We start from the raw sequence: 18,489 nt of genomic DNA, 5'->3' as shown, positions 1-18,489 counted from the left end.
ATTGGATTATTAGGAAGCCGCGCGGGACCTTTCCCGGCCTGAATTTTCTGATTAAATAGTCGGCGGTGAGTAGTTGAGACATAACTTCGAATAATGCGGGATGCAGATGTCGAAAGGAGAAACATACAGGTTTAAATATGAAAAAAGTCACTTTAGGTATATTCATTGCTGCCGCTTTGGGATGCTCTGCATCTTCTTTCGCAGCATCCACCGGTGAAGGGCAAATTAACTTCACAGGTGAAATTATCGATTCCGCCTGTCAGGTGGTTAACGGCTTAAGCAGTCCGCTGAATGTTGCGCTGGGCAAAGTCTCCAAAACAGCGTTTACCGGCGCAGGCTCTACCAGCACCTTAACGAAATTTGATATTCAGTTAAAAAACTGCCCGGAAACGGTCACGTCGGCAGCCATCAACTTCGGTGGTACGCCAGATGCGGATAATAACACCACGCTGGCCTTGACCCCGGGTGCGACGACGGCAACTGGCGTGGCAATTCAGCTGGTGGATTCTTCCGAACAGCCCGTCAGTTTATATACGCCTTCAAAGCAGTATCCTTTAGCTGCTGGCACGACGGTAAATAATCTGGAGTTTGGCGCACGTTATATACAGACTCAGGCATCGATCACTGCCGGCCAGGCTAACTCAGCGTCTACTTTTACAGTTATTTATAACTGATACGATCAATAAGGAGATATTCGCCTTCACGCGAAGGTTAATATCTCCTCTTTCTTTGAGACAGATTTATGCGACACAGTTATTTATTAAGCGCACTTTTACTGACCGCAGTAACAGCCCATGCAGGTGTGATTATTAATGGCACCCGACTGGTTTATCAGGGAGAGAAAAAAGAGTCTTCGATTGGGATTTCCAATCCGGATGATATTAACTATCTGGTACAGTCCTGGGTGGATACCGGCTTGAAAAAAGGCGGTAAAGCGCCATTTCTGATTACCCCGCCTCTGTTCCGTCTGAACGCTAAAGAAGATAACGTGCTGCGCGTGGTGCGCACCGGCGGAAATATGCCAGAAGATCGCGAGTCGTTGTACTGGTTAAATATTAAAGCCATTCCTTCTTCAAGTCATGAAGAGGGCGTTAATACATTACAAATAGCCATTAATACCCGTATTAAATTGCTGTATCGCCCTGCATCGATTAAAGGCAAACCTGAAGCAGTGGCTGATAAACTGGAATGGCACCGCGAAGGCAATGATCTGGTGGTAAACAACCCCACGCCTTTCTATATGAATTTCCAGAGCGTAACGCTGAACGGCCAAAAAGTGGCAAAAGCTACCTGGGCTGTGCCAGATACCTCTACCCGCTTTGCCCTTCCGGCAAATACGAACGGTAACACCGTAAGCTGGTCGGTCATTAACGATTACGGAAGCATCAGTAAAACCTGGTCTGCATCCGTTCGTTAATACTCTATTCAACGCCTGGATAATCATGTACAGCACAACTAAGCCGCTATTACGTCGACTGCGTGAAATGCTGCCCACTTTTTGTGGGATAGCGGTGACATGCTGCGCGCTGCAGGCCCACGCTGATGATTATTTTAACCCTGCCCTGCTGGATATTGATAATCCAGAGCAGGCAAAGACCGATCTCTCTGTTTATGAAAACGGTCCCGGTCAGGCGCCCGGTAAATATCAGGTCACGATGTTCGTCAATAACAATAAAATCGACACCCGTGACGTCCTTTTTACATTACAAAAAGATGCGCAGGGAAATGATTCTCTGCAGCCATGCCTGAGTCTGGATGAATTAACGCATCTGGGCATCAAAACCAAAGATTATCCAAAGCTGGCTGCAAAAGGGGAATGCGCGGATCTCAGCGCCATCCCTTCGGCCTCGGCGACTTTCCGCATCAAAAACCAGCAACTACTGCTGAGTATTCCCCAGTCGGCGCTGGGCCAGGTGCCTCGCGGCTATATCGATCCGAAAGAGTATGACGAAGGGATCACCGCGGGCATCCTGAACTATAGCGTTAACGCCAGCCAAAGCCGCGCCCGCCAGCATGGGAAAGCGGACAACAGCAGCCAGTTTATTAACCTGCGCCCCGGTTTTAACACCGGTGCCTGGCGCGTGCGAAATTACAGCACCTGGAACCACAATTCGGATGGCGGTCAGGGCGACGGCAAGCTGACCCCGGTCTATACCTATGCCCAGCGCGATATCGTGGGGCTGAAGAGCGAGCTGACCGTGGGACAGAGCAGCACCCAGGCCGACGTTTTCGACAGTGTCTCTTACACTGGCGCACAGCTGGCTACCGAAAGCGACATGCTGCCGGACAGCGAGCGCGGGTATGCCCCGGTGGTGCGCGGTACGGCGCACAGTAACGCCCAGGTGGTAGTTCGCCAGAATGGCTACGTTATCTACCAAAACACCGTCGCCCCCGGCGCGTTTGAGATTAACGATCTCTACCCCACCGGCAGCAGCGGCGATCTGAACGTCACGGTAAAAGAGACCGACGGCAGCGAGAGTCATTTTGTGGTGCCGTTTGCCTCCGTGCCGGTTCTGCAGCGGGAAAAACACCTGAAGTACAGCGTCGCTGCAGGGCGCTATCGTTCATACGATAAAGAGGTTGAGAAGACCCCTTTCGCCCAGGGCAGCGCCATCTATGGTCTGCCACACGGCGTCACCGTTTACGGCGGTACGCAGCAGAGTTCGCATTACCACTCCGCCGCGCTCGGCGCAGGGAAAAACGTTGGTGACCTCGGGGCGTTCTCCGTAGACGTTACCCGCGCCAAAGCGTTACTGAAAAAGCGCAAAACCAGCAACGGGCAATCCCTTCGTCTGCGCTACAGCAAAAATTTTACCGCGACCGGCACTCACTTTTCGCTGGCGGGTTATCGCTACAACAGCAAAGGCTTTTACACCCTGCAGGACACCATGGAGTCCTGGACCAGTGCAAACGACTGGTCCGCTCCACAGCAGCGCCGCGCACGGGCAGAAGCCACCGTCGACCAGACGCTTGGCGACAAGTGGGGTTCAGTGACGCTAAGCCTGGTGAAAGAGAGTTACTGGAGCCAGCGTCAGGATATGACCTCCCTGAGCGTTAACTACAACAATAGCTGGCACGGCGTGAGCTATAGCCTGAGCTACAGCGTCAATAAAAACAGCGACGACACGGACGAGGACGGTAAATCCATCAGCTATGACCGACAAATCGGCCTTAACGTGTCGGTTCCGCTCGACCGCTGGCTGCCTAACACTTGGGCAAACTACAGCCTGAACAACGGTAAAGACGGCACCACCCACAACCTGGGCCTGAATGGTACCGCGCTGGAGGGAGACAAGCTGAGCTGGAACGTTCAGCAGGGACTGGACAGCGCCAATAACAACACCTCCACCAGTATGAATGCGGATTACAAAGGCACCTACGGTGAAGTGCGCGGCGGCGTAAGCCAGGACAGCCATCAGCACTCCGTGAACGCCGGGATCCAGGGCGGCATCGTCGCCCACTCTGACGGCGTCACCTTCGGTCAGACCCTGGGCGAAACCGTGGTGCTGATTAAAGCACCGGGAACGCACGGCACGCACGTTGCCAACCAGACGGGCGTGGAAACGGACTATCGCGGCTATACGCTGGTGCCCTTTGTCACTCCGTGGCGTCACAACCCAATTTCGCTGGATACCGAGACGCTGCCAGACGATGCCGACGTGACACACGCCTCGCAGACGGTGACACCAACGCGCGGCGCGATAGTTCGCGCCAGCTTCGATACTCGCGTGGGCAACCGCGTCTTAATGACGCTGGCCTGGAAAGACAAACCGCTGCCCTTTGGCGCAACGGTCACCACGGAAGACAAGAGCAGCGAATTTATCGTCGGTAACGACGGCCTGGTGTATCTCACCGGACTGCCGCAGCAAGGACGCCTTTTCGTTTCGTGGGGCAAGGAGGCGAGCGAGCATTGCGTCGCCGATTACGCCCTGACGCAAGAGAAGGATGACACCAACATTATTAACGCTGCCGCGCAGTGTCACTGATTAACACCGGACCGATCATAATGCAGATAGCAAAATCGTTTTTCTTACTTTTAGTTCTGGCGACGGCAGCACTCTTTATGCCGCACGCAAAGGCCAACTGTGTCTCACCAAATTTACCAGCGCTGCTGTCGTTAGCGTCTATTTCAGTACCTACCAGCCTTCCCGTGGGAGAGACCATCCCGGGAACGGAACGTTCGGCTCACATTGCGGGGGGCTGCTATACAGCCGAAGACGCAGGCCGTCAGATCATTGCCTGTTACCACGGCCTGGGTAGAGAGACTCCCAATATCCCTGGTGTTTATGAGTCGGGTGTTGCCGGGATCGGCGTGTCGCTCCGAAACAGTAAAGGGGAGCGTGTGATGGGAGCAGCAGACCAAATCTGCACAACTAAGTCTTCCGTGGGTCAGGTGTCTGATTCGAGCGGTAGCGATGGTTCATTTGCGTTTAGCTTCGACGTCTCGCTGGAACTGGTGAAAACCAGCGAGGTGGTTACCGCCGGTACACTCACATCCAGTAATACACAATTTGGCTTTGGCGTTGAGCAAGTAGAAAGCTTGAGTTATCCAAACACCCTCTCCTACTCAGGTAACGTGGTGGTTAAAGCAGTCACCTGCACCGTATCGCCCAAATCTCTGACCGTCACGCTGGGGGATTTTCCGGTAAGCCGTTTTACCGGTCCGGGAACCCTGGTCTCCCAGTCGGTATTCAATATCGACATGCTCTGCGATCAGGATGTACAGCCGGAAATGATGGTCACCAGCGCCAATGGCTATGAAACGAATTTTCCTGGCGTGATCAAATTAACGCCGGAAAACGGCGTGGCGACCGGCGTGGGGGTGAGAATGCTCTTTAACGGTCAGATGCCTGTTTTCGGGCAATATATGGATACCTTTACCGCCTATGCCAATATCCGCTCGCAATATCCCTTCAGCGTCTCTTACGAACAAACCAGTTCGGAGGTGACGCCCGGAACGGCGAATGCCGTCGCAACCATTACGGTGGCCTACAAATGAAAACCTTATTAGCCCTTTTACTCCTTGGAGTCGCCAGCCAGAGCCTGGCGGAAGAGATTCAGCTCGATATTCGCGGAAACATTTACGCCAACGCCTGCCAGGTAGACAGCGCCAGCCAGAACCTGACGGTGAATCTGGGCAAAGCGAATGCCGGCGATTTTAAGGATGTGGGCGATACCGGACAATGGCATTCATTCGACTTAACCCTGTCGAAATGCCCAACCACTTCCGTGCTGGCCACGGCCACCTTTCACGGTCAGCCAGACAGCATTCATCCGACTAAATTCGCCAGCACCGGAACCGCGAAAGGACTGGCGCTGGAGCTTGCCGACCCGCAGGATCAGATCTCGCTTGCCCCGGACGCCAGCTTCAGCGTGTTGATCAACCAGGACAATCACACGGCGGATTTCCCGCTGGCCGCCCGCTATTACGCCACCTCATTGCCGGTCACGGCAGGAACGTTCAGCAGCGTGGTGCAGGTGACCTTCATTTACCAGTAGGACCGCGCCCCTTAGCACGGAGGCTTTTCTTGCGCCCTGCGGTCAGTTTGACCGGCGGTTTTTTTACCTCGGGCACTTCCGGCTGTTCGATCGAGAAGATCGGCAGCGCGTTCAGGAGCCGTTGGCCGTAATTTTTGGTGAGCAGACGTTTGTCATAAATCACCACCTCGCCCCAGCAGCCGTGGCTACGAATCAAGCGCCCGACCTGCTGAATCAGGTTAAACGACGCCGCAGGCAAACTCTGCACCTCAAACGGATAGCGGTTGAGGCTTTTCAGCCACTCCCCCTCGGTGATCACCACCGGGCTGTCGATAGGCGGGAAGGCGATTTTATGGATATGCACCTGCGTCAGGTAATCGCCTTTCAAATCCAGACCTTCAGCAAACGACTGCAACCCCACCAGCACGCTGCGCTCGCCGTTATCAATGCGCTTACGGTGGGTTTCCACCAGCCGGTAGCGCGGCTGATCCCCCTGCACCAGCAGGAGTAAACGCAGATCGGTGACGTGTTCGAGGAAGCGCTGCATCGCCCGCCCGCTGGCAAACAGCACCAGCATACCGGGGTACTTTTTACTTTCGACCTGCTCGCGGAAGTAGGCCGCCATTTCCGCGATGTGCTGCTCTTCGTTGTCGATGAGCGGCTCGAATTTCATGCGCGGAATGACCAGCTTGCCCTGCTCGCAGTGGTTAAACGGCGAGTCCAGCGCCACGAAACGGTCCCCCGCTTTCTCTTTGAGCCCGCTCATCTCCTGCAGCCTTGAGAAACTGTTCAGGGAACGCAGCGTGGCAGAGGTGACAACCACGTGCGGCACGCTGCGCCAGATCAGCTTTTCCAGCTGATCGGCCACGCGGATGCCCACGCAGTGGAAAAAGAGGTGCACCTGCCCGTCCCGCACGTCGCGGGTGGCCCATTTGGTGACCGGCGCGCCGGACGCCTGCGCCATCGAGGCCAGCCGCCAGAGCTTGCTCTGCGCTTCGAACATCCCCAGCGCGCGGTTCATCTGCAGCAGAACGCGGTGCAGACGCACCACGTCATGCGAGCCGGTTTTCTCGCTGAGATCGTTTAAGAACATCTCCGCCAGCCCGCGCAGCTTTTCCAGATGTTTCGCCAGCTGCTGGCAGATCGCCATCACCTCTTCCGGTAGCTCACCCATCGCAAAGCGATGTTCGGCTTCCTGGGTTGCCGGAAGATAAAGATTCAGGATGTTGTTCAGGGATGAGATGAGGCTATAGACCTCTTCACAGTGGTCGCTCAGCCGCTCCGGCACCGCCAGCGGCGGCGTGGTTTTCGGGCGGAACTGCTCCATGCAGGTCGCTACCAGCTTGCAGAAGAGATCCAGCTGCAGGCGGAACCACGGAGCGGTGATTTCGGCGCTCATCTCCAGCGCATCCCGCGCCACGTCCGGCAGATGGTGGCCTTCGTCGAGCACCAGCAGCAGGTTTTTGGGCTCCGGCAGCACCGCTTCGCTCTCGAGCGCCGCCATTACCAGCGCGTGGTTTGCCACAACCACTTCCGCCTCCTGAATTTCACGCCGGGCGACAAAGAACGGACACTCGCGGTAGTAGTGACAGTTGCGGTTCAGGCAGCTGGCTTTATCGGTGCTGAGCCTGCGCCACAGGTCGTCGCTGATGGCCTGGCTGGTGTGATCCCGCAGGCCGTCCCACTTATAGCCGTCGAGCTCGACTTTGAGTTTTGCACACTGCTCCTGCTCGGCCTTATTGTTTGGCGTCAGTTCGTCATCCAGAAACGCGAGCAGATCCTGCTGATTCGGCTCGCTGCTGGCCAGCGCCGCCAGGTTACGCGGGCACACGTAACGCCCGCGCCCAAAGGCTGCCGTAAACCGCAGGTCGGGGATGATTTTGCGCAGCAGGGGCAAATCTTTGCTGAAGATCTGGTCCTGCAGCGCCACGTTGGCGGTGCTGACCACCAGCGTTTTGTCCTCTTCCCGCGCAATCGCGATGCCTGGAATGAGATACGACAGGGTTTTCCCGACGCCGGTCGGGGCTTCAATCGCCAGATGTCGCCCGTCGTCCCCGGCGAGCGTTTTTGCCACGTCAGCAATCATCTGCCGCTGCGGCGCTCGGGGGATAAAGTCGGGGATCTGCTGTTGTAGCGCCTTATACCATGCGCCAATTTGCGCCTTGAGCGCAGCGGTTAAAGCCATCGGAAAACCTGAAATACTGTATAAACAGCCACTATTGTGGCACTTTCTTTTCGCTGCCGCAAAAAGAAAAGCCCGGCTTTACGACCGGGCTTCCAGATTACTGCGGGTTAGCAGGCTTGCGCGGGCGGCGTCGACGCTGCCCTTCACCTGCCGGTTTCCCCTCGCCGCTGCGCCACGGGTTTTCACCCGCTGGTTTGCTGTCGTTGTTACGACGCGGCGGTTTGCCGGATGATTTCGGTGCGCCGCCTTCGGCACGACGCGGCTGCTGACCGCGACCGCCGCCGCCCTGACCACGTCCACCGCCGCCCTGACGACCGTTCTGAATCGGCTCGGCTTTGATCGACGGGTCCACTTCGTAACCCGGGGTTTCGATGCGCGGGATCTCTTTCTTCAGGAGGCGCTCGATGTCGCGCAGCAGCTTGTGCTCGTCCACGCAGACCAGAGAGAGCGCTTCACCGGTTGCCGCCGCGCGGCCGGTACGGCCGATACGGTGAACGTAATCTTCCGGCACGTTTGGCAGCTCGTAGTTCACCACGTGCGGCAGCTCTTCAATGTCAAGGCCACGGGCGGCGATGTCGGTCGCCACCAGCACGCGGATGTCGCCGGATTTGAACTCAGCCAGCGCACGGGTACGCGCGCCCTGGCTCTTGTTGCCGTGGATCGCCGCACTGCGAATGCCGTCTTTGTTCAGCTGTTCCGCCAGGTGGTTGGCGCCGTGCTTGGTGCGGGTAAAGACCAGCACCTGCTGCCAGTTGCCCTGGCCGATCATCTGGGAGAGCAGTTCCCGCTTGCGCTTTTTATCCACAAAGTGAACGTGCTGCGTCACCTGCTCGGAGGCGGTGTTGCGGCGCGCCACTTCCACTTCCAGCGGGTTATGCAGCAGCTTTTCCGCCAGCGCCTTGATCTCGTCGGAGAAGGTCGCGGAGAAGAGCAGGTTCTGACGACGCGCGGGCAGCTTGGCCAGCACGCGACGAATATCGTGGATAAAGCCCATGTCGAGCATGCGGTCGGCTTCGTCCAGCACCAGAATTTCAACCTGGTCCAGCTTCACCGCATTCTGGTGCTCCAGATCCAGCAGGCGACCTGGAGTCGCAACCAGAACGTCGACGCCGCTGCGCAGCTTCATCATCTGCGGGTTGATGCTTACCCCGCCGAAAACCACCAGCGAACGAATGTTGAGATAGCGGCTATAGTCACGCACGTTCTCACCAATTTGCGCCGCCAGCTCGCGGGTTGGGGTCAGGATCAGGGCACGAACCGGACGACGGCCTTTGGCGTGCGGCTGGTTTTTTACCAGCAGTTCCAGCAGCGGCAGGGTAAAACCGGCGGTTTTGCCGGTACCGGTCTGGGCGCTCGCCATCAGGTCACGGCCCTGAAGAACAGCGGGGATCGCCTGCTGCTGGATTGGGGTTGGCTCAACGTAGCCCTGCTCTGCGATCGCGCGCAGAATTTCCGGGTTCAGGCCAAGGGAATCAAAAGACATAAAAACTCCGAACCGCCCCGACCATCACAGGTGTAGTTTTCAGGGAGATATAACGAATAGGGGAGGACAAAAACCACAATGTCGCGAAGGAGCGGAGTGTAGCAGCTTTTGTGACGTGGCGCATAAAATATCCCTCAGCGTTCCCTCGACGTTAGCGGGAATCAGGCATAATCTTAATCAATCGATTGATTAATTCTTAATGCCGCCATGAATACGACCCCCACAACAACCAAAGGTGAACAGGCCAAAAATCAGCTTATCGCCGCCGCGCTGGCGCAGTTTGGTGAGTACGGGCTGCATGCCACCACGCGCGATATTGCCGCGCTGGCCGGGCAGAACATTGCGGCGATTACCTACTATTTTGGCTCAAAAGAGGATTTATACCTCGCCTGCGCCGAGTGGATCGCCGATTTTATCGGCACGCAGTTTCACCCGCACGTTGAGGAAGCCACCGCGCTGCTCGGCCAGCCGTCGCCCGATCGCGCCGCCGTTCGCCAGCTTATTCTCTATGCCTGCCACGATATGATTCGCCTGCTGACGCACGACGATACGCTCAACCTGAGCAAGTTTATCTCACGGGAGCAGCTCTCCCCGACCGTCGCCTACCAGCGGGTACACGATCGGGTGATTGAGCCAATGCACTCGCACCTGACCCGGCTGATCGCCGCCTATACCGGGCGGGACGCCAGTGATACCGAGACAGTTTTGCATACCCACGCCCTGCTGGGTGAAATCCTTGCCTTCCGTCTGGGCAGGGAAACCATCCTGTTACGCACCGGCTGGACACAATTTGATGAGGATAAAGCCGCGCAGATTAGTAAGGTCATCGCCTGTCACGTCGATCTGATCCTGCAAGGCTTAACGCAAAGGAGCCTGAAGTCATGAAAAAACCTGTCGCCATCATTCTGGTGGTTGTTGTTTTGCTTGCTGCCGGAGTCGGTGGATGGCTGTGGTATCAGAGCCATCAGGATAAAGGCCTGACGCTGTACGGCAACGTGGATATTCGCACGGTGAACATGAGCTTCCGCGTGGGCGGACGTCTCGCCTCGCTGAGCGTTGACGAAGGCGATGCCATTAAAAGCGGGCAGACGCTGGGGATGCTGGATAAAGCGCCCTATGAGAATGCGCTGCTGCAGGCCAAAGCGGGGGTGTCCGTCGCCCAGGCGCAGTATGACCTGATGCTGGCAGGCTATCGCGACGAAGAGATTGCGCAGGCCGCCGCCGCAGTTAAGCAGGCGCAAGCCGCCTATGACTACGCGCAGAACTTCTACGCGCGCCAGCAGGGGTTGTGGAAAAGCCGCACCATTTCCGCCAACGATCTGGAAAATGCGCGCTCGTCCCGCGACCAGGCGCAGGCCACGCTGAAGTCCGCGCAGGACAAATTAAGCCAGTACCACACCGGTAACCGCCCGCAGGATATCGCCCAGGCGAAAGCCAGCCTTGAACAGGCGCAGGCGCAGCTGGCCCAGGCAGAGCTGGATCTGCACGACACCACCTTATTCGCGCCGTCTGACGGCATGCTGATGACCCGCGCCGTGGAGCCGGGCAGCATGCTCAGCGCCGGCAGCACCGTCTTAACGCTCTCCCTGACCCGCCCAGTCTGGGTACGCGCCTACGTTGATGAGCCGAACCTCGGCCAGATGCAGCCGGGCCGCGAGCTGCTGCTCTATACCGACGGTCGCCCGGACAAGCCGTATCACGGCAAAGTGGGCTTTGTCTCCCCTACCGCCGAATTCACGCCGAAAACCGTTGAAACACCTGATCTGCGTACCGACCTTGTGTATCGCCTGCGCATCATCGTGACCGATGCGGACGACGCGCTGCGTCAGGGCATGCCCGTCACCGTAAAAGTGAACAACGGGGAACGACATGAATGACGCGGTTATTCAGCTCAACAATCTGGTCAAACGCTTCGCGGGAATGGACAAACCGGCCGTCGCGCCGCTGAACTGCACCATCCGGAAAGGCTATGTGACCGGGCTGGTCGGCCCGGACGGCGCGGGGAAAACCACGCTGATGCGGATGCTGGCGGGGTTGCTCAAGCCGGACGAAGGCACGGCCAGCGTGCTCGGTCTTGACCCGATCGAGGATGACGGCGCGCTCCACGCCATGCTCGGCTATATGCCGCAGAAGTTTGGCCTGTATGAAGACCTGACGGTGATGGAAAACCTGAACCTGTACGCCGACCTGCGCAGCGTCACCGGCGAAACGCGGCAAAAAACCTTCGCGCGCCTGCTGGAGTTTACCTCCCTCGGCCCGTTCACCGACCGGCTGGCGGGCAAGCTCTCCGGCGGGATGAAGCAAAAGCTGGGGCTGGCCTGCACGCTGGTCGGCGAGCCGAAAGTGCTGCTGCTGGACGAGCCCGGCGTCGGCGTAGACCCCATTTCGCGCCGCGAACTGTGGCAGATGGTGCACGAGCTGGCGGGCGACGGGATGCTGATCCTCTGGAGCACCTCCTACCTCGACGAAGCGGAACAGTGCCGGGACGTGCTGCTGATGAACGAAGGCGAACTGCTTTATCAGGGCGAGCCGACGACGCTGACGCAGAGCATGGCCGGGCGCAGCTTCCTGCTGCACAGCCCGCAGGAGTCTAACCGCAGGCTGCTGCAGCGGGTGCTCAGGCTGCCGCAGGTCAGCGACGGGATGATCCAGGGCCGCTCGGTACGGGTGATCCTCAAAAAAGAGGCCACCGTCGACGATATTCGCCAGGCGCCCGGCATGCCTGAGATCGAGATGGAAGAGACCGCGCCGCGCTTTGAGGACGCGTTTATCGACCTGCTGGGCGGCGCGGGTACCTCAGAGTCGCCGCTTGCCGCCATTTTGCATACGGTGGAAGGCACGCCGGGCGAAACGGTGATTGAAGCCAAATCCCTCACCAAAAAGTTCGGGGATTTCGCCGCTACCGATAACGTCAATTTTTCGGTAAAACGCGGGGAGATTTTTGGCCTGCTCGGACCGAACGGCGCGGGAAAATCGACCACCTTTAAGATGATGTGCGGCCTGCTGGTGCCGACGTCCGGCAAGGCGCTGGTGCTGGATATGGACCTGAAGGTCAGCTCCGGCAAGGCGCGCCAGCATCTCGGGTATATGGCGCAGAAGTTTTCCCTGTACGGCAACCTGACGGTCGAACAGAATCTGCGCTTTTTCTCCGGCGTGTACGGCCTTCGCGGGCGGGCGCAGAACGAGAAAATCCGCCGCATGAGCGACGCCTTCGCCTTAACCAACATCGCCTCCCACGCCACCGACGAGCTGCCGCTCGGCTTTAAGCAGCGGCTGGCGCTGGCCTGCTCGCTGATGCACGAGCCGGATATTCTGTTTCTTGATGAGCCGACATCAGGCGTTGACCCCATTACCCGCCGCGAGTTCTGGCTGCACATCAACAGCATGGTGGAAAAAGGGGTGACCGTGATGGTGACCACCCACTTCATGGACGAGGCGGAGTACTGCGACCGCATCGGGCTGGTGTATCGCGGCAAGCTGATTGCCCACGGTACCCCGGACGACCTGAAAAACCAGGCCGCCGACGATGAGGTTCCGGATCCGACCATGGAGCAGGCGTTTATCACCCTCATCCACGACTGGGATAAGGAGAATGCCCATGCGCAGTAATGCCATTTCCTGGCGCAGGGTGCGCGCGCTGTGCATTAAAGAGACGCGGCAGATCGTGCGTGACCCCAGCAGCTGGCTGATTGCGGTAGTGATCCCCCTGCTGCTGCTGTTTATCTTTGGCTACGGCATTAACCTGGACTCCAGCAAGCTGCGGGTCGGGATTTTGCTGGAGCAGCAGAGTGAGGATGCGCTGGACTTTACTCACGCCATGACCGGATCGCCCTACATTGACGCCACCATCAGCGATAACAGGCAGGAGTTGATCCAGAAAATGCAGGCCGGGAAAATTCGCGGCCTGATCGTCATTCCGGTGGATTTCGCCGCCAACATGGCGCGGGCGAATACCGACGCGCCGATCCAGGTGATTACCGACGGCAGCGAGCCAAACACCGCCAACTTTGTGCAGGGCTACGCGGAGGGGATCTGGCAGCTGTGGCAGATGCAGCGGGCGGAAGATCGGGGCGAAGAATTTAAACCGCTGATCGACGTGCAGACGCGCTACTGGTTTAACCCCGCCGCCATCAGCCAGCACTTTATTATTCCGGGCGCGGTGACGATTATCATGACGGTGATTGGCGCGATCCTGACCTCGCTGGTGATCGCCCGCGAGTGGGAGCGCGGGACCATGGAGGCGCTGCTCTCTACCGAAGTGACGCGCGTCGAGCTGCTGCTGTGCAAGCTCATCCCCTACTATTTCCTCGGCATGCTGGCGATGCTGCTCTGTATGCTTGTCTCGGTCTTTATCCTCGGCGTGCCGTATCGCGGCTCGCTGGTGGTGCTGTTTTTTATCACCAGCCTGTTTTTACTCAGCACGCTGGGCATGGGGCTGCTCATCTCCACCATCACCCGCAACCAGTTCAACGCCGCGCAGGTGGCCCTCAACGCCGCCTTTTTACCGTCGATTATGCTGTCCGGATTTATCTTCCAGATAGACAGTATGCCTGCGGTGATCCGCGCCGTGACCTATGTTATTCCGGCGCGCTACTTTGTGAGCACGCTGCAAAGCCTGTTCCTGGCGGGAAATATTCCGGTGGTGCTGATCGTCAACACCCTGTTTTTAATGGCGTCAGCGGCGATGTTTATTGGGTTGACGTGGATGAAAACCAAACGGCGACTGGATTAAGGAGCGAACATGTTTCACCGATTATGGACGTTGATACGCAAAGAGCTGCAATCCCTGCTGCGCGAGCCGCAAACCCGCGCCATTCTGGTCTTGCCGGTGCTGATCCAGGTTTTGCTGTTCCCGTTTGCCGCCACCCTTGAGGTGACCAACGCCACCATTGCCATTTACAACGAAGACAACGGCAAGCATTCCGTCGAGCTGACGCAGCGTTTTGCCCGCGCGAAGGCCTTTACCCACATCCTGCTGCTGAAAAGCCCGCAGGAGATCCAGCCCACCATCGACACGCAAAAAGCGCTGCTGCTGGTGCGGTTCCCGGCGGATTTCTCCCGCAATCTGGATACCTTCCAGACCGCGCCGATGCAGCTGATCCTCGACGGGCGTAACTCCAACAGCGCCCAGATAGCCGCCAACTACCTGCAGCAGGTGGTGAAGGATTACCAGCAGGAGCTGATGGAGGGCAAACCGAAGCCCAACAACAGCGAGCTGGTGGTGCGTAACTGGTACAACCCGAACCTGGACTACAAGTGGTTCGTGGTGCCGTCGCTGATCGCCATGATTACCACTATTGGGGTGATGATCGTGACTTCCCTTTCCGTCGCCCGCGAGCGCGAACAGGGCACGCTGGACCAGCTGCTGGTCTCCCCGCTCGCCACCTGGCAAATTTTCGTCGGCAAAGCGGTCCCGGCGCTGATCGTCGCGACGTTCCAGGCCACCATCGTGCTGGGGGTGGGAATTTGGGCCTACCAGATCCCGTTCGCCGGTTCGCTGGCGCTGTTTTACTTCACTATGGTGATTTACGGGCTGTCGCTGGTGGGATTTGGACTGCTGATCTCGGCGCTCTGCTCGACGCAGCAGCAGGCGTTTATCGGGGTCTTCGTCTTTATGATGCCCGCGATTTTGCTCTCGGGGTATGTTTCACCCGTCGAGAACATGCCGGTGTGGCTACAGGATCTGACGTGGGTAAACCCGATTCGGCACTTTACGGACATCACCAAGCAAATCTATCTGAAGGATGCGAGTCTGGATATTGTCTGGGGAAGTTTGTGGCCGCTACTGGTCATAGCGGCCACGACGGGCTCAGTGGCGTACGCGATGTTTAGACGCAACATTGCGTAGCTTTTTCTCTTTGGTCAGCAGCGAGACCACCGCAGGCCCTGCGAGGATAGCCAGACCGGCCAGGGCCAGCAGCAGGTTGTTTTGCAGCACGCGCGACAGCAGCCAAAGCACAATCATCGCCGCGCCAAAATACCAGGTGGTGGTGAGCTCTTCGAGCACATCACCCACCTCGCGCCAGCGCGCTTCATGGTGGCGCTGTAAGAACAGCATCGACAGCACGGTGACGCCATAAAGGACGCATAGCCCCAGGCCAACACGCACCAGCGTACCGCTCATCCAGCCCATCACCAGTACGGCCACGACCAGTAAATGCAACATTATCTGCCAGCAACTCAGGCCAGTTGCGACACGAACACGTTGTTGCCACTTCATGGCTTCTCTCCTGAAGGATTTTTCTCTGCTTAATCAGACTACCGCACTTTACGGAAAATTCCGTAACGCCGCATCTTTTTGTGACGACGACTACACTTTATTTTCATTGGGATAGTCACTCAGGAAGGAGCTTATGACTCAAAAAATGCAGCATTTCTCGCTTAAGGTGCTGACGATAAACATTCATAAGGGCTTCACAGCATTTAACCGCCGCTTCATTTTACCGGAGCTGCGCGACGCGGTTCGCACCGTCAGCGCGGATATTGTCTGCCTGCAGGAGGTGATGGGCGCACACGAAGTGCATCCGCTCCACTTTGAGAACTGGCCCGACACGCCGCACTATGAATTTCTGGCCGACACCATGTGGAGTGATTACGCCTACGGCCGCAACGCGGTCTACCCTGAAGGGCATCACGGAAACGCGGTGCTGTCCCGTTACCCCATTGAACATTACGAAAACCGCGACGTTTCCGTCGGGGAAAGCGAAAAACGCGGCCTGCTTTACTGCCGCATTACCCCGCCCGACCTCGAGCGACCTGTCCATGTCGGCTGTGTTCACCTGGGCCTTCGCGAAGACCATCGTCAGGCGCAGCTGAAAATGCTGGCCGAATGGGCCAACGCGCTTCCCGAAGGCGAACCTGTGGTGGTAGCGGGCGATTTCAACGACTGGCGACAGCGGGCAAACCATCCGTTGAAAGTAGATGCCGGGCTGGAAGAGATTTTTACTCGCGCCAACGGCAGGCCTGCGCGCACTTTCCCGGTCCGTTTCCCGCTGCTTCGGCTTGACCGCATCTACGTGAAAAATGCCCACGCCAGCAGCCCGACCGCCCTGGCGCTCCTTAACTGGCGACATCTTTCCGACCATGCCCCGCTCAGCGCGGAGATCCACCTATGAAATGTTCCTGGCAGGAAGGCAACCGAATCACGCTGCTGGTCAACGGGGACGAGTATTATCCGGCCGTGTTTAAAGCGATTGACCATGCACAGCAGAAGGTGATCCTCGAAACCTTTATCTGGTTCGAAGACGACGTCGGCAAGCAGCTGCATGGCGTGCTGCTGCGCGCCGCCCGGCGCGGCGTCAAAATTGAAGTATTGCTTGATGGCTATGGCTCGCCGGATCTCAGCGATACGTTTGTGAATGAGTTGACCGCTGCGGGCGTGGTGTTCCGCTACTACGATCCCGGCCCTCGCCTGTTCGGCATGCGGACCAATCTTTTCCGCCGGATGCACCGCAAAATTGTGGTGGTGGATGAGACGGTGGCGTTTGTCGGCGGCATTAACTACTCCGCTGAGCATATGTCCGACTACGGCCCGGAGGCGAAGCAGGACTACGCTATTCGCATTGAAGGCCCGGTGGTGCAGGACATTTTGCTCTTTGAACTGGAGAACCTGCCGGGTAAAGAGGCCGTTCGCCGCTGGTGGAGACGTCGCCATCGCCCGGAAGAGAACCGGAAGCCCGGCGAAGCGCAGGCCCTTTTCGTCTGGCGGGATAACGGCGAGCACCGGGACGACATTGAACGTCATTATCTCAAGATGCTCGCCAACGCGAAGCGCGAAGTGATTATTGCTAACGCCTACTTTTTCCCCGGCTATCGTCTGCTGCACGCCATGCGCAATGCGGCCCGACGCGGGGTACGCGTGAAGCTTATTGTGCAGGGCGAGCCGGATATGCCGATAGTCAAAGTCGGCGCGCGGCTGCTGTATAACTACCTGGTGAAGGGCGGCGTACAGATCTACGAATATCGCCGCCGACCGCTGCACGGCAAAGTGGCGCTGATGGACGATCACTGGGCCACCGTGGGTTCGAGTAATCTCGATCCGCTGAGCTTATCGCTCAATCTCGAAGCTAACCTGATCATTCACGATCGCCAGTTTAATCAGACCCTGCGGGATAACCTGCAGGCGCTGATCGTTAACGACTGCGTGCGCGTGGACGAGTCCATGGTCCCTAAACGCACCTGGTGGAACCTGGGCATCAGCGTGGTGGTGTTCCACTTTCTGCGCCATTTCCCGGCCATGGTCGGCTGGCTGCCGGCGCATACGCCTAAGCTTGCGCAGGTGGACCCGCCGGTACAACCCGAAATGGAAACCCAGGACCGTATTGAAGCGGAAGACGGAGGCAAACCCTGATGTCGAAATCGCATCCGCGCTGGCGGCTGGCAAAAAAGATCCTGACCTGGCTGTTTTTTATTGCGGTCGCGGTTCTGCTGGTGGTCTACGCGCAGAAAGTTGACTGGGAAGAGGTATGGAAAGTCATCCGCAACTATAACCGGATGGTGCTGCTGGGCGCTGTGGGGCTGGTTATTGTCAGCTACCTGATGTTCGGCTGTTATGACCTTCTGGGCCGTGCTTACTGCGGCCATAAGCTGGCCAAACGTCAGGTTATGCTGGTGTCGTTTATCTGCTACGCCTTCAACCTGACGCTGAGCACCTGGGTCGGCGGCATCGGCATGCGATATCGCCTTTATTCGCGGCTCGGCCTGCCGGGCGGGACCATCACGCGCATTTTCTCGTTAAGCATCACCACCAACTGGCTGGGCTATATTCTGCTCGGCGGGGTGATCTTCACCATCGGCGTGGTGCAGCTGCCCGCGCACTGGTATATCGATGAGACCACGCTGCGCATTCTGGGCATTGTGCTGCTGCTGATTATCGCCGTTTATCTGTGGGCCTGCGCCTTTGCCAGACGCCGCCATATGATCATTAAGGGGCAAAAGCTGGTGCTGCCCTCGTGGAAGTTTGCGGTGCTGCAGATGGCCGTCTCCAGCGCCAACTGGATGGCGATGGGGGCGATTATCTGGCTGCTGATTGGCGAGGACGTCAATTACTTCTTCGTGCTGGGCGTGCTGCTGGTGAGCAGTATTGCGGGCGTGATTGTGCATATTCCGGCGGGGATCGGCGTGCTGGAGGCTGTGTTTATCGCGTTGCTGGCCGGGGAGCATGTCTCTCAGGGAACGATTATCGCCGCCCTGCTGGCGTACCGCATGCTGTATTACTTCCTGCCGCTGGCGCTGGCAACGGTGTGTTATCTGGTGCTGGAGAGTCGGGCGAAAAAGCTGAGAGCGAAGAACGAAAAGGCGTTAGCGAAATAAAAGCAAAACGGCAACGATGTTGCCGTTTTTA

At 57.8% G+C, this 18,489-nt stretch carries 16 protein-coding genes; 13 read left to right on the top strand and 3 right to left on the bottom strand.

Annotation, left to right across the window (positions count from 1 at the left end; translation table 11 throughout):
- The first annotated feature begins 137 nt into the window (after positions 1-137).
- The 5 genes from ACERY3_RS02800 to ACERY3_RS02780 all read left to right on the top strand — a co-directional run bounded on the left by ACERY3_RS02800 (position 138) and on the right by ACERY3_RS02780 (position 5,499).
- The gene (locus ACERY3_RS02800) at positions 138-674 is read left to right on the top strand and encodes a fimbrial protein (protein WP_029739812.1); all 537 of its coding nucleotides are present in this window, start codon (positions 138-140) and stop codon (positions 672-674) included.
- A 68-nt stretch (positions 675-742) separates the two neighbouring features.
- Positions 743-1,417: a molecular chaperone gene (locus ACERY3_RS02795; RefSeq protein WP_048976785.1), complete on the top strand. Its 675-nt coding sequence runs from the start codon at positions 743-745 to the stop codon at positions 1,415-1,417.
- A gap of 25 nt (positions 1,418-1,442) precedes the next feature.
- Positions 1,443-3,986: a fimbria/pilus outer membrane usher protein gene (locus ACERY3_RS02790; protein ID WP_214586612.1), complete on the top strand. Its 2,544-nt coding sequence runs from the start codon at positions 1,443-1,445 to the stop codon at positions 3,984-3,986.
- A 20-nt stretch (positions 3,987-4,006) separates the two neighbouring features.
- Complete coding sequence (locus ACERY3_RS02785) at positions 4,007-4,999, top strand: fimbrial protein (RefSeq protein WP_047061877.1); 993 nt, start codon at positions 4,007-4,009, stop codon at positions 4,997-4,999.
- Positions 4,996-5,499 carry a fimbrial protein gene (locus ACERY3_RS02780; RefSeq protein ID WP_058841685.1) on the top strand — a complete coding sequence of 168 codons (504 nt, stop codon included), beginning with the start codon at positions 4,996-4,998 and terminating at the stop codon, positions 5,497-5,499. Before ACERY3_RS02785 ends, ACERY3_RS02780 begins: the two co-directional genes overlap by 4 nt.
- On the opposite strand, the gene dinG is transcribed toward ACERY3_RS02780, so the two are convergent.
- The gene (gene dinG, locus ACERY3_RS02775; RefSeq protein ID WP_373225006.1) at positions 5,486-7,663 is read right to left on the bottom strand and encodes an ATP-dependent DNA helicase DinG; all 2,178 of its coding nucleotides are present in this window, start codon (positions 7,661-7,663) and stop codon (positions 5,486-5,488) included. The two genes, ACERY3_RS02780 and dinG, sit on opposite strands and share 14 nt — an antisense overlap.
- A gap of 97 nt (positions 7,664-7,760) precedes the next feature.
- The gene (gene rhlE, locus ACERY3_RS02770) at positions 7,761-9,146 is read right to left on the bottom strand and encodes an ATP-dependent RNA helicase RhlE (RefSeq protein ID WP_033144989.1); all 1,386 of its coding nucleotides are present in this window, start codon (positions 9,144-9,146) and stop codon (positions 7,761-7,763) included.
- Positions 9,147-9,353: 207 nt separating this feature from the next.
- Here rhlE and cecR point away from each other — a divergent pair, with 207 nt between their 5' ends.
- From cecR to ACERY3_RS02745, 5 genes are read left to right on the top strand one after another with little or no spacing between them, the layout of a single operon-like run.
- A complete protein-coding gene (gene cecR, locus ACERY3_RS02765; RefSeq protein WP_058841687.1) occupies positions 9,354-10,031 on the top strand; it encodes a transcriptional regulator CecR in 678 nt (225 codons plus the stop codon).
- Complete coding sequence (gene hlyD, locus ACERY3_RS02760; protein ID WP_373225005.1) at positions 10,028-11,023, top strand: secretion protein HlyD; 996 nt, start codon at positions 10,028-10,030, stop codon at positions 11,021-11,023. The genes cecR and hlyD overlap by 4 nt, the downstream gene beginning before the upstream one ends.
- Positions 11,016-12,755 carry an ATP-binding cassette domain-containing protein gene (locus tag ACERY3_RS02755; protein ID WP_058841688.1) on the top strand — a complete coding sequence of 580 codons (1,740 nt, stop codon included), beginning with the start codon at positions 11,016-11,018 and terminating at the stop codon, positions 12,753-12,755. The genes hlyD and ACERY3_RS02755 overlap by 8 nt, the downstream gene beginning before the upstream one ends.
- On the top strand, positions 12,745-13,878 hold the full coding sequence (locus tag ACERY3_RS02750; RefSeq protein ID WP_045142921.1) for an ABC transporter permease: 1,134 nt from the start codon (positions 12,745-12,747) through the stop codon (positions 13,876-13,878). Before ACERY3_RS02755 ends, ACERY3_RS02750 begins: the two co-directional genes overlap by 11 nt.
- Before the next feature lie 9 nt (positions 13,879-13,887).
- The gene (locus ACERY3_RS02745) at positions 13,888-14,994 is read left to right on the top strand and encodes an ABC transporter permease (RefSeq protein ID WP_023310860.1); all 1,107 of its coding nucleotides are present in this window, start codon (positions 13,888-13,890) and stop codon (positions 14,992-14,994) included.
- On the opposite strand, the gene ACERY3_RS02740 is transcribed toward ACERY3_RS02745, so the two are convergent.
- Entirely contained in the window at positions 14,956-15,366 is a 411-nt protein-coding gene (locus ACERY3_RS02740) for a YbhQ family protein (RefSeq protein WP_014883088.1), read from the bottom strand. The genes ACERY3_RS02745 and ACERY3_RS02740 overlap by 39 nt on opposite strands.
- 133 nt (positions 15,367-15,499) lie before the next feature.
- Here ACERY3_RS02740 and ACERY3_RS02735 point away from each other — a divergent pair, with 133 nt between their 5' ends.
- Genes ACERY3_RS02735 through ACERY3_RS02725 form a run of 3 tightly spaced genes read left to right on the top strand, consistent with a single transcriptional unit; the run spans position 15,500 to position 18,458 of the window.
- Positions 15,500-16,261, top strand: coding sequence for an endonuclease/exonuclease/phosphatase family protein (locus tag ACERY3_RS02735; protein WP_058841689.1), 762 nt, complete (start codon positions 15,500-15,502; stop codon positions 16,259-16,261).
- Positions 16,258-17,496, top strand: coding sequence for a cardiolipin synthase ClsB (gene clsB / locus ACERY3_RS02730; RefSeq protein WP_048979617.1), 1,239 nt, complete (start codon positions 16,258-16,260; stop codon positions 17,494-17,496). The genes ACERY3_RS02735 and clsB overlap by 4 nt, the downstream gene beginning before the upstream one ends.
- Positions 17,496-18,458 carry a lysylphosphatidylglycerol synthase domain-containing protein gene (locus ACERY3_RS02725; protein WP_373225004.1) on the top strand — a complete coding sequence of 321 codons (963 nt, stop codon included), beginning with the start codon at positions 17,496-17,498 and terminating at the stop codon, positions 18,456-18,458. The genes clsB and ACERY3_RS02725 overlap by 1 nt, the downstream gene beginning before the upstream one ends.
- The last annotated feature ends 31 nt before the right edge of the window (positions 18,459-18,489 follow it).

Origin of the sequence: Enterobacter cloacae complex sp. ESBL7, assembly GCF_041679625.1 — a bacterium.
Classification (GTDB): domain Bacteria; phylum Pseudomonadota; class Gammaproteobacteria; order Enterobacterales; family Enterobacteriaceae; genus Enterobacter; species Enterobacter asburiae_B.
The sequence above is the reverse complement of the archived record's forward strand: the minus strand, read 5'-3'. Positions and strand labels throughout refer to the sequence as shown.

Coding starts and splice junctions, on each gene's coding strand:
- ACERY3_RS02800 (WP_029739812.1), top strand. CDS start 138: ATGAAAAAAGTCACTTTAGGTATATTCATTGCTGCCGCTTTGGGATGC.
- ACERY3_RS02795 (WP_048976785.1), top strand. CDS start 743: ATGCGACACAGTTATTTATTAAGCGCACTTTTACTGACCGCAGTAACA.
- ACERY3_RS02790 (WP_214586612.1), top strand. CDS start 1,443: ATGTACAGCACAACTAAGCCGCTATTACGTCGACTGCGTGAAATGCTG.
- ACERY3_RS02785 (WP_047061877.1), top strand. CDS start 4,007: ATGCAGATAGCAAAATCGTTTTTCTTACTTTTAGTTCTGGCGACGGCA.
- ACERY3_RS02780 (WP_058841685.1), top strand. CDS start 4,996: ATGAAAACCTTATTAGCCCTTTTACTCCTTGGAGTCGCCAGCCAGAGC.
- dinG (WP_373225006.1), bottom strand. CDS start 7,663: ATGGCTTTAACCGCTGCGCTCAAGGCGCAAATTGGCGCATGGTATAAG.
- rhlE (WP_033144989.1), bottom strand. CDS start 9,146: ATGTCTTTTGATTCCCTTGGCCTGAACCCGGAAATTCTGCGCGCGATC.
- cecR (WP_058841687.1), top strand. CDS start 9,354: ATGAATACGACCCCCACAACAACCAAAGGTGAACAGGCCAAAAATCAG.
- hlyD (WP_373225005.1), top strand. CDS start 10,028: ATGAAAAAACCTGTCGCCATCATTCTGGTGGTTGTTGTTTTGCTTGCT.
- ACERY3_RS02755 (WP_058841688.1), top strand. CDS start 11,016: ATGAATGACGCGGTTATTCAGCTCAACAATCTGGTCAAACGCTTCGCG.
- ACERY3_RS02750 (WP_045142921.1), top strand. CDS start 12,745: ATGCGCAGTAATGCCATTTCCTGGCGCAGGGTGCGCGCGCTGTGCATT.
- ACERY3_RS02745 (WP_023310860.1), top strand. CDS start 13,888: ATGTTTCACCGATTATGGACGTTGATACGCAAAGAGCTGCAATCCCTG.
- ACERY3_RS02740 (WP_014883088.1), bottom strand. CDS start 15,366: ATGAAGTGGCAACAACGTGTTCGTGTCGCAACTGGCCTGAGTTGCTGG.
- ACERY3_RS02735 (WP_058841689.1), top strand. CDS start 15,500: ATGACTCAAAAAATGCAGCATTTCTCGCTTAAGGTGCTGACGATAAAC.
- clsB (WP_048979617.1), top strand. CDS start 16,258: ATGAAATGTTCCTGGCAGGAAGGCAACCGAATCACGCTGCTGGTCAAC.
- ACERY3_RS02725 (WP_373225004.1), top strand. CDS start 17,496: ATGTCGAAATCGCATCCGCGCTGGCGGCTGGCAAAAAAGATCCTGACC.